Here is a 13,059-nt window from a genome sequence, read left to right on the forward strand (position 1 = left end):
CTGGGCTGGCCCCGTCTTCTTCCGATGATGGATGCTGCCCGTTGCCGCGTCCATGTTCTGCGACCCGAGTCACAGCTTTCCATCGGCGGTACCCAGGAGGCATCCAGAACACGACCCCAAGGGCATCGTCATTCCGGCAACGCATACGCCATCACGTAATCGCCCTTCGGGGTTTCCATGAAGTGGTGCCCGGCCGCGACGATCACGACATACTGCCGTCCGCCCTGCGCGTACACCATCGGATTGGCCTGACCGCCGGCCGGCAGCTTGGCGTGCCACAGTTCCTTGCCGGTCTTCAGGTCGATGGCGCGCAGCAGATCATCGGTGGCGGCGGCGATGAAGATCAGTCCGCTGGCGGTCACCACGGCGCCACCATTGTTGGGCGTGCCGATCTCGATCGGCAGGCCGGAACGGATACCGAACGGGCCGTTGCCGCGCGCACTGCCAAACGGGCGGTCCCACAGCAGCTTGCCACTGCGCAGGTCGATGGCGCGGATGCCGCCGTAGGGGGGCTGTTTGCACAGCAGGCCAGTGAACGGCAGCCGCCAACCGGCATTGACGTCGATCGCGTACGGCGTGCCGACCTGCGGGTCGCCCGCACCTTCGGCACCGCCCTTGTTGTCGGCGCGGATCTGTTCGCGTGGCAGCCAGCCCTTGCGGTCGGCCTCGGCACGCGGTACCAGCCGGTTGTAGTTGGGCATGTCGTTGTAGTTGGCCACGATGATGCCGCGCCGCGTATCGATGGCCACGCTGCCCCAATCCGAGCCACCGTTGTAGCCGGGGTACTCGATGGAGTGGCGGTCGCTGGTGGGCGGCGTGTAGAACCCTTCGTAGTGCGCCTTGCGGAACTGGATGCGGCAGACCAGCTGGTCGATGGGGGTCAGCCCCCACATGTCACGCTCGGTCAGGTCATGGTCGCGGCGCAGCGTGTGGTACAGCGAGAACAGTTGGGTGGGCGAGCGCTGCTCCGGCTCCGCCCCGCCCTGCGGCACCGGGCGCTCTTCGGCGGGCGTCAGCAGTTGGCCGTTGCGCCGGTCCAGGATGTAGAGGTCGCCCTGCTTGGTGGGCAGCAGGATGGCCGGCACCTTGCCGGCCGCGGTCGGGTACTCGATCAGGCTGGCCTGCGACCCCAGGTCGTAATCCCAGACATCCTTGCGCACGGCCTGGAAATGCCAGGCGGGCTTGCCGGTGGTCACGTCCAGGGCCACCAGCGAGGTGGCGTAGCGGTTCTGGTTTTCAGTGCGCGAGCCGCTCCAGTAGTCAGCGGCCGAATTGCCCATCGGCAGGTAGACCAGGCCCAGCTGCTCATCGCCAGTGGCCGTGGTCCACATGTTGGGCGTGCCGCGGGTGTAGGTCTGGTCGCGCGGCGGCAGGCCGCTGCGCTCGGGCTGGTCCATGTCCCAGGCCCAGCGCAGCTTGCCGGTCATCGCGTCGTAGGCCTGGATGACCCCGGACGGCGCATCGCGGCGCTGGCCGTCCAGCACCTGGTGGCCGGTGATGATCAGCCCCCGCACGATGGCCGGCGGCGAGGTGATGGACACATAGCCCGGCGGCACCTCGCCCATGCCCAAGGTGATGTCCACCTGGCCGTTGTTGCCGAAGGCGGCGCAGGGTCGCCCGGTGTCTGCATCCACGGCAATCAGGCGGCCATCCAGCGTGCCTTCGATGATGCGGGCACTGCAGAACGGCCGGCTGCCGTCTGCGGCTGCGCGGTGCATCGGGGTGGGCGGCGGCGCCGGCAGAGCCAGATCGGCGGCCACATCGGCCAGCACGGCATCGGCCACCGTGGGCGCACTGGGCTGCTCGTAATAGGCCACGCCACGGCAGGCCGCGGTATAGGGAATGGAGGCGTCGCGCACTTTGGGATCGAAGCGCCAGACTTCATTGCCGCTGGCCGCGTCCAGCGCGATCAACTGGTTGCGCGCACTGCACAGGTACAGACGGTTGCCGATCTTCAGCGGTGTGGTCTCGGCACCCCAGCGCTTTCGCGGCACATCACCGGTGCGGAACTGCCAGGCCAGCTGCAGGGTACCCACGTTCTTCGGGGTGATCTGCTGCAGCGGCGAAAAACGCGTGGCCGCGTTGCTGCGGCCCCATGCCGCCCAGTCCTCTTCGGCAGGTTGGTCGGACGGCTGCAGCCCGGTGGTGTCGCGCGTGGGGTCCAGGCCAGCACTGACCGCGGCCTCGGGGTACGGCTGGCGGCCATCCACTTGACCATGCGGGGCAAAGGCAAGCGCGAAGGCGGCCAGGAACACCAGGATCAGCACACCTCCAACGCTGCGCGACAGCCGCTTCGGCACCGGCGTGCGCAGGGTGGGTGCCACGAACGCCAGCACGATGCCCAGCGCGGTCACCATGCCCAGCCGCGGCACCCAGCGCCAGTAATCGCTGCCCGATTCCCACCAGGTCCACAGCAGGGTGCCGACGAACAGCGCCGCGTAGACCAGTGCGCCGCTGCGGCGATTGCCCCATAGCAGGATGCCGCTGGCCAGCAGGCCGGCACCGGCGATGGCGTAGTAGCAGGAGCCGCCCAGGCTACCCAGCCACGCGCCCAGGCCACCGATGACCAGCCCCAGCACGACCAGCAGCAGGGCCAGCACGGTTACCAATGGGTGGCGGGACACAACGGGTGCGGCGGACTGCGGCGTGGCGGACATCGTCGATCTCCGGGGGCAGCATGGTCTGTTATCCCACCGTCGCTGTGAAGTGCGCGTGCGGTGAGCGCCGGATACAACAACGCCGGCACGAGGCCGGCGTTGTTGAGGTGACGTCGCGAGGCGGGCTTACGCCTGCGGCGCGTCCTCGCTCGGTGCAGGGGCTTCGGCCGGGGCGGCAGCAGCCACCTCGTCCTCGTCCTCGTCGATCGAGGCGTCCATGCGCTCCACCGCCTGCAGCTTCTCGTCCTTGGACAGGCGGATGAGCGTCACGCCCTGGGTGTTGCGGCCCACGCGGCTGATTTCCGAGCCGCGGGTACGCACCAGGGTGCCGCCGTCGGAGATCAGCAGGACTTCGTCGCCCGACCCCATCAGCACCGCGGCGACCAGCTTGCCGTTGCGCTCGGTGGTCTGGATGCCGATCACGCCCTGCGTGCCACGGCCCTTGCGCGGGTAGTCCGGCAGCGGGGTGCGCTTGCCGTAGCCGTTTTCGGTGGCGGTCAGGATGTACTGCACGCTGGCGTCGTCGGCGCCGTCGATCACCGCATCGCCATTGGCGGCGGTTTCCTCGACACCGTTGTCGTCCTCGTTTTCGTCCTCGATGCCACCGGCACTTTCGGCCACGATCAGGCTGACCACTTCCTCGCCGGCCGGCATCTTGATGCCGCGCACGCCGGTAGCGGTACGGCCCATCGAACGGACCTTGTCTTCACCGAAGCGCACGGTCTTGCCGTTGGAGGCGAACAGCAGGATGTCACGCTCGCCATCGGTCAGGCCGACGCCGACCAGGGCATCGCCTTCGTCCAGGTTGATCGCGATCTTGCCGCGGGCCAGACGGAAGGCGAACTCGCTCAGCGGGGTCTTCTTCACCGTGCCGTTTCTGGTGGCGAAGAACACGAACTGGCCATCGGCGTACTCACGCACCGGCAGCACGGCCTGCACGCGTTCACCCGGTTCCAGCGGAATCCAGTTGATGATCGGACGGCCGCGGGCGTTGGAACCGGCTTCGGGCAGCTGGTAGACCGGCAGCCAGAACACCTTGCCCGAGCTGGTGAAGGTCAGCAGCGTGTCGTGCGTGTTGACCAGCCACAGCTGTTCGATGAAATCCTCTTCCTTGGTCGCCGCCGCACTGCGGCCACGGCCGCCGCGGCGCTGCGCGCGGTAGACGCTGACCGGCTGGCGCTTCACGTAACCGGCGTGGGACACGGTCACCACCACGTCTTCCGGCGCGATCAGGTCCAGGATGTCCAGGTCTTCTTCGCTGTGGCGGATTTCGGTACGACGCTCGTCGCCGAACTCGGCCTTCACGTTGATCAGCTCTTCGCGGATCACCTGCAGCAGGCGGTCGGGATCTTCCAGGATGTGGATCAGCCCGGCGATCACTTCCAGCAGCTGCTTGTATTCCTCGGTCAGGCGGTCCTGCTCCAGCCCGGTCAGGCGGTGCAGGCGCATTTCCAGGATCTGCGTGGCCTGGATCTCGGTCAGCTGGTAGCCGCCCTCGATCAGGCCCACGCCCTTGGGCAGGTCTTCCGGGCGCGAGGCTTCAGCGCCTGCAGCGCCCAGCATCGAACCGACCAGGCCCGGCTCCCACAGGCGGGCGAGCATGCGTTCGCGCGCTTCGTTGGGGTTCGGCGAGGTCTTGATCAGTTCGATCATCTCGTCGATGTTGGCCAGCGCAACGGTCAGGCCTTCCAGCACGTGGGCACGGGCGCGCGCCTTGCGCAGCTCGAACACAGTGCGGCGGGTGACCACTTCGCGACGGTGGCGGACGAACGCCTCCAGCATCTGCTTGAGGTTCATCAACTGCGGGCGGCCATCGACCAGCGCCACCATGTTGATGCCGAACACCGATTCCATCTGCGTCTGCTGGTACAGGTTGTTCAGCACAACCTCGGCAGATTCACCGCGCTTGATCTCGATGTAGATGCGCATGCCGTCCTTGTCGGACTCATCGCGCAGCTCGCTGATGCCTTCGATCTTCTTTTCCTTGACCAGCTCGGCGATCTTTTCGATCAGACGCGCCTTGTTCACCTGGTAAGGAATTTCAGTGACGATGATCGATTCGCGGCCGTTGTCGGCCACTTCGATATCGGCCTTGGCACGGATGCGCACGCGGCCACGGCCGGTGCGGTAGCCGGCGACGATGCCAGCGGTGCCGTTGATGATGCCTGCGGTCGGGAAATCCGGGCCCGGGATGTACTCCATCAGGCCGTCGACGTCGATTTCCGGGTTGTCGATCAGCGCGATGCAGGCGTTGATCGATTCGCTCAGGTTGTGCGGCGGGATGTTGGTGGCCATGCCCACCGCGATGCCGGCCGAACCATTGACCAGAAGGTTCGGGAACCGGGTCGGCATGACCGTCGGCTCCAGTTCCTTTTCGTCGTAGTTGGGCTGGAAATCGACGGTTTCCTTGTCGATGTCCGCCATCAGCTCGTGGGCGAGGCGGGACATGCGGGCTTCGGTGTAACGCATCGCCGCGGCGGAGTCGCCGTCGATCGAACCGAAGTTACCCTGGCCATCGACCAGCATGTAGCGCAGCGAGAACGGCTGTGCCAGGCGCACCAGCGTGTCGTAGACCGACTGATCGCCGTGCGGGTGGTACTTACCGATCACGTCACCGACGATACGCGCCGACTTGAAGTAAGGCTTGTTGCTGTGCGCGTTCAGTTCGTTCATCGCGAACAGCACACGGCGATGCACGGGCTTGAGGCCATCGCGCGCATCGGGCAGCGCACGCCCCACGATCACGCTCATGGCGTAATCGAGGTAGCTCTTGCGCATCTCGTCTTCCAGGTTGACCTGGATGATTTCCTTGGCGGTTTCTGCCATTCGGGTTCCGTTGTCTGGTAGCGGTCCAGTCCGGCGCAGCCCACTGCAGGAGGGGTCGTGCCGGAACCTCGATTCAACCTGCCGATACTACCACAACGGGCCGTTTTCCGCCCGTGTTTACGGGGGTTTTACCGGCACAAATCAGGAACTTAGGGGATTGCCGGGCAGCGGCCGGCACGACCGGGGCCGGGGTCAGATCCCTTTCCGCGGGAAAGGGCTCTGACCCCGCCTGTCCGTCAACCGCCGAACGCGGCCCGCATGTTTTCCACGGTCGGGTTCAGGATGACCCCGCGCTCGGTCACGATGGCGTCGATCAGCTCGCCCGGGGTCACGTCGAACACCGGGTTCCAGGCGGCGATGCCCTCGGCCACGGTGCGGGTACCGCCCACGCCGTACAGCTCGCCCGGGTCGCGCTGCTCGATCTCGATCTGGCTGCCGTCCACGGTATCCATGTCCACCGTGGACGACGGTGCCACCACCATGAACTTCACCCCGTGGTGGCGGGCGGCGATGGCCAGCTGGTAGGTGCCGATCTTATTGGCGGTATCGCCGTTGGCGCAGATGCGGTCGGCGCCGACGATCACCCACTGCACCGCACCGGTCTTCATCAGGTGCGAGGCAGCCGAATCGGCGATCAGGGTGGCGTCGATGCCGTCCTGCTGCAGTTCCCACACGGTCAGGCGCGCACCCTGCAGCCACGGCCGGGTTTCGCCGGCAAACACCCGGGCGATACGCTGCTGGGCCATGCCGGCGCGGATCACGCCCAGGGCGGTGCCGAAACCGGCCGTGGCCAGCGAACCGGTGTTGCAGTGGGTCAGCACGCCGCTGCCGGCCTCGATCAGGCCCGCGCCCAGCGCGCCCATGTGGCGGTTGGCGGCCAGGTCTTCTTCGGCAATGGCCTGCGCCTCGGCTTCCAGCACGGCCTTCCAGTCGGCGCCGGCGGCAGACAGCGCGCGGCGCATGCGCGCCAGCGCCCAGGCCAGGTTCACTGCGGTCGGGCGCGAGGCATTCAGGCGCTGCAGCGCCGGTTCCAGCTGCTGCAGCGCATGCGCGCCGTCGGCGGCCTGCACATCGCCCGCGGCCAGCACCACGCCCCAGGCCGCAGCGATGCCGATGGCCGGCGCGCCACGTACGGTCAGCGCATGGATGGCGGCGGCAACTTCGTCGCTGTCATGGCAGGCAACGTGTTCCACCACGAACGGCAGCTTGCGCTGGTCCAGCAGCTGCAGCGCGTCGCCGGTCCACAGGATCGGGCGGATGTGGTCGTAACGGGCGTAATCGAGATCGGTGGCAGTGTTCATGGGCCCATTGTAGGGCCAGCCCCTGCCCCGTGGCCCTGCCGGGCGGTCAATTCACCGAGAATTCGGCCCGGCAGCCGCCGTCCACCCAGATCCCGTTGCGGTTCCAGCCCCAGGTCTGCCCTTCCACGCAGGCGGTGCCTGAAATCTGCCGCGACACCACGGCGCCGGCGCTGATGCTGGCCCCGCAGAAGCGACGCCGCTTGGATTTGGATTCGCAGGTCAGCCGGCGCGGCATATCGACGAAGCGGCCCTGTTCGTCGGCCACCTCGAAATCGCCCTGGCAGCCACGGCTGGTCCAGATTTCATTGCGCTTGTAGCCCCAGCCCTGCCCTTCCCGGCACGGCAGCACCGACAACTGGCGCAGCAGCCGCACCGGCGCGCCGTCCAGCCGCACGGGGCAGCTCTGCGGCCGTCCGCTGGATTCGCAGCGCACCACCCGGCGCACCAGGCGCTTGCCGGTCTCGGGGCTGGCCGTCGTGGCGGCAGTACCGGCGGCCGGGCGTGCGCGGAACTCGGCGCGGCAGCCCAGGGTGACCCACACGCCGCTGCGGTCGGTGCCCCATTCGCTGCCGCGGATGCAGCTGTTGCTGGACAACTGCCGTACCAGGTCGACGCCATTGCTGACGTCCAGGTCGCAGTGCACCCAGCCCATGTCGCGCGATTCACAGGTGATGACCTGGCCGTCATAACCGGTCTGCGCCGACGCCGGCAACGGCATGACCGCGCCCCATATCGCCATGGAGTACACCGGTGCCGCTACGACCGCCAACCACTTGACCAAAGCTTTCCCCAACCGAGTCGATAACCACGCTGCCAGTGTCTGGCATCAGGCGTGATAAGAGCATCATCGCCATTGCTGAATCAAGCGTGGAATGTGCTCGATCCGTTCAGGCGCTGCAGCGGCGGCGCGAAGAGCGCGCGCACGCCGCGCTCATGCATGGGCGAAGTCGAAGGCCAGCACATCGGCAATGCGCGGCGTGCCGTTCATCGCCATCAGCAGGCGGTCCACGCCCACCGCCACGCCCGCGCAGTCGGGCAGGCCCGGCAGTGCGTCCAGCAGCGCTTCATCCAGTGCCGGCTGCACCTGCCCACGCGCGTGGCGGCGCTGCAGATCGCTGTTGAAGCGCGCGCGCTGTTCATGGGCATCGTTCAGTTCGTGGTAGCCGTTGGCCAGCTCCACCGTGCCCAGGTACAGCTCGAAGCGTTCGGCCAGCGGCGGGCTGCCGGCACGGATGCGGGCCAGCGCCGCCTGGCTGGCGGGCCAGTCATGCACCGCCGTCATCACCGCGTCATCGAAGTGCGGTTGGATGCGATGGGTCATCAGCAGGTCCAGCCAGTCATCGCGGGTCAGCCCGACCGGGTCGATGTGCACCTCGCCCAGCGCCGCGCGCAGTGCTGCCTCGTCGGCAGCGAAGGGATCCACGCCGGCATGCTGCTGGAACAGCTCGCGATAGCTGAGCACGCGCAGGCTGGCAGTGCGCCCCACCAGGGCCAGCGCCTGGCGTACCAGCTCGGCGGTTTCGTGCATCAAGCGGTGGTGGTCCCAGCCGACCCGATACCATTCCAGCATGGTGAATTCGGGGTTGTGGCGGCCGCCCGCTTCGCCGTTGCGGAACACCCGGCCCAGCTCGTAGCAGTCGCCCACGCCGGCCGCCAGCAGACGCTTGAGCGGATATTCGGGCGAGGTGCGCAGCCAGCGGCGGCGGCCACCGGCATCGACGTGACCACTGAAATCGGTATGGAAGCTGTCGATGTTCGGCTCGGTGTTGCCAGCCACCGACAGGATCGGCGTTTCCACTTCCATCACATCGCGTTCGGCGAAGAAACGGCGCAGCAGCGCATTCAACGCCGCGCGCTGCTGCAGCGTGCGCATCAGCTGCGGATTCACAGGATGCCCTCGGCGCGTGGATGGTCCAGCGGCAGGGTCAGCAGGCTGCGGGTGTCATCGATATAGCCGCTGGCCAGGTACAGGCGGCGTGCCAGTTCGTTGTGGTGGTTTACTTCAAGCCGCAGACGGGTGACGCCGCGGCCGCGTGCACGTTGTTCGCAGATGGCCAGCGCCTGCTTGCCGCGACCACGGCCACGTGCGCGATGGCTCAGGTAGAGCTCGTCCAGCAACACGAAATGGCCGCCCTGCTCCAGGCTGAAGCCCATCGCCAGCACGGCATGGCCGACCACCTCGCCGGCTTCGTCCAGCCACAGCAGTACCTCGCCATTGCGCGGGTCGGCCAGCAGCGCATCGACCCCGCGGCGAACGCGGGCATCATCGAATTCGATCTTGTCTTCGGCGTAGAAGTCGCGCATCAAGGCAATCAATGCCTCTTCATCGGCACGGGTGGCCAGGCGGAAATCCAGCGGGGCGATCTGCATCGGTAGTCCTCTCTTGCTTCAGGCCGGGTGCGCGCGGCGCCCGGCGGGTTCATCACTCGTGTTCGGCCAGATAGGCCAGCAGGCGATCTTCGTCCCACACCGGCACGCCCAGCGACTGCGCCTTGTCCAGCTTGGAACCGGCTTCGGTGCCTGCCACCAGGAAGCTGGTCTTCTTCGAGACGCTGCCCGACACCTTGGCGCCCAGCGCTTCCAGGCGTTCCTTGGCCACATCGCGGGTGAGCTGGGCCAGGGTGCCGGTCAGCACCACGGTCTGCCCGTCCAGCGGCCCGGCCACCACTTCGGCCAGGGCCGGTGCGTGCGCCAGGATGTGCTGCATGGCGCGCTCTGCGGCCAGCAGCATTGCGCCATGGCCGTCGCTGTCCAGCCACTGCGCCAGCCCGCGCGCGGTGTCATCGGGCAGGCCGGCGTTGACGAACTGGCCGTGCTCGGCGTCCAGCACCGCCTGCGCGGACGGCAACGCTGCCACCAGCTTTTCCGCGCGCAGGCGGGTGATGCCGGGAATCTCGGCTTCCACCAGCAGCTGGGCCAGATCCAACCCTTCGCGCAGCTTGGCGCTGGGCGGATGGGCATCGGCAATGCGCACCTGCCCCACCTGCAGCAGATCGTCGATGGCCTGCTGGTTGCCGGGCTGCTCGAAGAAATGCCCCAGCGAGCGCGCGACTTCACCGCCGATATCCGGCACGCGCTTGAACAGCGGCCACGGCAGGTGGCGGATCAGTTCCAGATCACCGAACCACTGCGCCAGTGCCTTGGCCGTGCTTTCGCCCACGTGCTCGATGCCCAGCGCGAACAACAGCCGTTCCAGCGTGGCGTCGCGGCTGGCATCGATGGCCGCGATCAGGTTGTCGGCCCACTTGGTGGCGATCTTCTTCGTGTTCCATTCGAAGCTGGCCGGCTGCACCAGCGCCTGCGCGCGCCAGCCCGCATCGGCGGCGTCCAGCTTCAGCACGGCGGCGAGCACCGCGCCACTGCCCTCGGCGGGCAGGTGCAGCTTCAGTGCGGCGGCCAGGGCCGAGGGATCTTCGGCATCGAGCACCAGCTTCAGGTGCAGCAGGGTGTCGCGGCGCAGGCGGTACAGATCCGCCACGCTTTTCACGATGCCGGCATCCACCAGCGTTTCAATGTACTTGTCACCCAGGCCGTCGATATCCATGGCGCGGCGCGATGCGAAGTGCGCAATGGCTTCCTTGCGCTGCGCCGGGCAGGACAGTTCGCCCGAACAGCGCCATGCGGCCGCACCCTCTTCGCGCACGATCTCCGCACCGCACACCGGGCAGTGGGTGGGCATCTGCCAGGGCGTGGTGCCCGGCGGGCGACGGTCCATGATGACGCTGACCACTTCGGGAATGACATCGCCGGCACGGCGCACGATCACGCTGTCGCCCACGCGTACGTCCAGGCGCGCGATCTGGTCGGCGTTGTGCAGCGTGGCGTTGGACACGATCACCCCGGCCACTGCCACCGGCGCCAGACGCGCGACCGGCGTGGCCGCACCGGTACGGCCGATCTGGATCTCGATCGCCTCCACCGTGGTGCTCTGTTCCTGCGCCGGGAACTTGTGTGCGATGGCCCAGCGCGGTGCGCGCGAAACGAAGCCCATCGTCTGCTGGCCGGCGCGGTCGTCCAGCTTGTAGACCACCCCATCGATATCGAACGGCAGGCCGTCACGGCGCTCGCCGATCATGCGGTAGTAGCCCAGCAGCCCATCGCTGCCTTCCACCACCTGGCACAGCTCGCTGACCGGGAAGCCCCAGGCCCCCAGCTGCGCCAGCGTGCCCGAATGGGTGTCCGGCAGCTCGCCGCCCTGCACTTCGCCGGTGCCGTAGGCGAAGAAGCTGAGCCGACGCTGCGCACTGATCTTCGCGTCGAGCTGGCGCAGCGAACCGGCCGCCGCGTTGCGCGGGTTGGCCAGCACCTTGCCGCCGTGCAGGCGCGCACGCTCGTTGTAGGCCTCGAAATCGGCGCGGGCCATGTATACCTCGCCACGCACTTCCAGCACATCGGGCCAACCATTGCCCTGCAGGCGCTTGGGAATATCGGCGATCTGCCGCAGGTTGGCGGTCACGTCCTCGCCGGTGCTGCCGTCGCCGCGGGTCGCGCCCAGCACGAACTGGCCGTCCTCGTAGCGCAGGCTGATCGCCAGGCCGTCCATCTTCGGTTCGGCGGAAAAGCGCAGCGCGCCACGGCGCAGGCGCTCGTCGATACGGCGCACGAAATCCGCCACTTCCTCATCGCTGAACGCATTGGACAGCGACAGCATCGGGACCGCGTGGGCGACTTCGGCGAAGCGGCCGGACGGGCGCGCGCCCACCTGCTGGGTCGGGCTGTCGGCGCGGGCCAGCTCGGGATGCTCGCGCTCCAGTGCCTCCAGCGCGCGGACCAGACGGTCGTAATCAGCATCGGGAATTTCCGGCGCATCCAGCTCGTGATAGGCACGGTTGGCCTGGGCGATCTGCTGGCGGAGATCCTCGGCGCGTTCGGCGGGGCTGGGCCTCATCGGAATCCGGTGGTTCTGGGATGGCCGGGAATTCTACCGCGCCCGGCCGTCAGGCCCCGTATTGCCGTTCTTTGTAGAGTCGAGCTTGCTCGACTGCCGTGCTTGCTCGACTGGGGCCGACAGCGCAGTCGAGCATGGCTCGACTCTACAGGGGCGGCAGTCGAGCAAGCTCGACTCTACCGACCGGTGGGCTTGCCGCCCTGCCCTACCAGCGCTAGCGTGCGGCAACCGCCCCACTGGAATCCCGCCCGTGACCCTGCCCACATCGCGCCGCCATTTCCTGCACCTGGCCGGCGTCGGCCTGGCTGTTGCCGGCACGGGTCTGCCCCGCGCTGCTGCAGCGCAACCGGCGCCCGTGGCAGCTGGCCCGGTGCTGTTGAACTTCAATGAGTGCCCCTACGGCCCCGCGCCCGCCGCCCAACAGGCCGCACGCGACAGCATCGCCGGCAGTGGGCGCTATCAGTTCGCCCTGGCCGGGCAGGTGCGCGATCTCTTCGCCACCCAGAATGCCGTCCCGGCCGACCATGTGCGCCTGTACCCGGGTTCTAGCGAACCCTTGAACCGCGCCGCCACGCTTTGGACCGGGCCGCAGTCCGCGCTGGTGGTGGCCGACCCCACCTTCGAGGCGCTGGGTGACCTGGCTGCTGCGCGCGGCGCGCAGGTATCCAAGGTGCCGCTGCGCGAGGACGGCGCGCACGATCTGCGGGCGATGGTGGCAGCGGCGCACGCACGGCCCACCGGCCTTATCTACGTCTGCAACCCGAACAACCCGACCGGATCGATCAGCGCGCCGGCCGAACTGGCCTGGCTGCTGGCCAACAAGCCGGCGGCCACCCGCGTACTGGTGGACGAGGCCTACCTGCAGTACAGCGACCAGCCCAGCCTGATCGGCCAGGTCGCCCAGCGCGATGACCTGATCGTGCTGCGCACGTTTTCCAAGCTGTATGGCATGGCCGGCCTGCGCCTGGGCGTGGCCGCCGCCCATCCCGAGCGCCTGCGCGAACTGGCCAGCCTGGGCGAGAACCCGCTGCCCGTACCTGCCCTGGCCGCAGCGCTGGCCAGCCTGGGCGACGCGCAGCTGGTGCCGCAGCGGCGCCAGCAGAACGCGCAGGTACGCCAGGCCACCATCGCCTGGCTGGGAAAGCGAGGTTTCAGCTGCGTGCCCTCCGAAGCGAACTGCTTCGTGGTGGATGTGCAGCGCGACGGCAGTGCCTTTGCCAAGGCCATGGCCGACAACGGCGTGGTGATCGGCCGCAGCTGGCCGATCTGGCCACAGCGCGTGCGGGTCACCGTGGGCACCGAAGCGGAGATGGCAGCGTTCCGCCGCGCGTTTGCGAAGGTGGCCGGCGTACCGGCATGACGCCGAGGGCGACCCATCTGTAGAGTC

At 68.0% G+C, this 13,059-nt stretch carries 8 protein-coding genes; 1 reads left to right on the forward strand and 7 read right to left on the reverse strand.

Going from position 1 to position 13,059, the window contains the following annotated elements:
* Positions 1-128 precede the first annotated feature (128 nt).
* From C1932_RS12295 to ligA, 7 genes are all read right to left on the reverse strand, one after another.
* On the reverse strand, positions 129-2,657 hold the full coding sequence (locus C1932_RS12295) for a membrane-bound PQQ-dependent dehydrogenase, glucose/quinate/shikimate family (RefSeq protein ID WP_108762380.1): 2,529 nt from the start codon (positions 2,655-2,657) through the stop codon (positions 129-131).
* A gap of 126 nt (positions 2,658-2,783) precedes the next feature.
* A complete protein-coding gene (gene gyrA / locus C1932_RS12300) occupies positions 2,784-5,483 on the reverse strand; it encodes a DNA gyrase subunit A (protein WP_108753520.1) in 2,700 nt (899 codons plus the stop codon).
* Between the two features lie 236 nt (positions 5,484-5,719).
* The gene (mtnA, locus tag C1932_RS12305) at positions 5,720-6,784 is read right to left on the reverse strand and encodes an S-methyl-5-thioribose-1-phosphate isomerase (protein WP_108762381.1); all 1,065 of its coding nucleotides are present in this window, start codon (positions 6,782-6,784) and stop codon (positions 5,720-5,722) included.
* Between the two features lie 46 nt (positions 6,785-6,830).
* The gene (locus tag C1932_RS12310; protein WP_108762382.1) at positions 6,831-7,565 is read right to left on the reverse strand and encodes a DUF3011 domain-containing protein; all 735 of its coding nucleotides are present in this window, start codon (positions 7,563-7,565) and stop codon (positions 6,831-6,833) included.
* Positions 7,566-7,715: 150 nt separating this feature from the next.
* Positions 7,716-8,672, reverse strand: coding sequence for an EF-P lysine aminoacylase EpmA (epmA, locus tag C1932_RS12315; protein ID WP_108753523.1), 957 nt, complete (start codon positions 8,670-8,672; stop codon positions 7,716-7,718).
* A complete protein-coding gene (locus C1932_RS12320) occupies positions 8,669-9,154 on the reverse strand; it encodes a GNAT family N-acetyltransferase (RefSeq protein WP_108753524.1) in 486 nt (161 codons plus the stop codon). Before C1932_RS12320 ends, epmA begins: the two co-directional genes overlap by 4 nt.
* Before the next feature lie 52 nt (positions 9,155-9,206).
* Positions 9,207-11,678 carry an NAD-dependent DNA ligase LigA gene (gene ligA / locus C1932_RS12325; protein WP_199912035.1) on the reverse strand — a complete coding sequence of 824 codons (2,472 nt, stop codon included), beginning with the start codon at positions 11,676-11,678 and terminating at the stop codon, positions 9,207-9,209.
* 244 nt (positions 11,679-11,922) lie between these two features.
* Between ligA and C1932_RS12330 the strand changes: the two genes are divergently transcribed.
* Positions 11,923-13,032: a pyridoxal phosphate-dependent aminotransferase gene (locus C1932_RS12330; protein WP_108762384.1), complete on the forward strand. Its 1,110-nt coding sequence runs from the start codon at positions 11,923-11,925 to the stop codon at positions 13,030-13,032.
* Positions 13,033-13,059: the final 27 nt, after the last annotated feature.

The sequence above is a fragment of the Stenotrophomonas sp. YAU14D1_LEIMI4_1 genome (genome assembly GCF_003086815.1).
Taxonomy (GTDB): Bacteria; Pseudomonadota; Gammaproteobacteria; order Xanthomonadales; family Xanthomonadaceae; genus Stenotrophomonas.

What these genes read in the sequence shown, in the direction of transcription:
- mtnA (WP_108762381.1), bottom strand. Translation starts at nt 6,784, where the DNA reads ATGAACACTGCCACCGATCTCGATTACGCCCGTTACGACCACATCCGC.
- C1932_RS12320 (WP_108753524.1), bottom strand. Translation starts at nt 9,154, where the DNA reads ATGCAGATCGCCCCGCTGGATTTCCGCCTGGCCACCCGTGCCGATGAA.
- gyrA (WP_108753520.1), bottom strand. Translation starts at nt 5,483, where the DNA reads ATGGCAGAAACCGCCAAGGAAATCATCCAGGTCAACCTGGAAGACGAG.
- C1932_RS12295 (WP_108762380.1), bottom strand. Translation starts at nt 2,657, where the DNA reads ATGTCCGCCACGCCGCAGTCCGCCGCACCCGTTGTGTCCCGCCACCCA.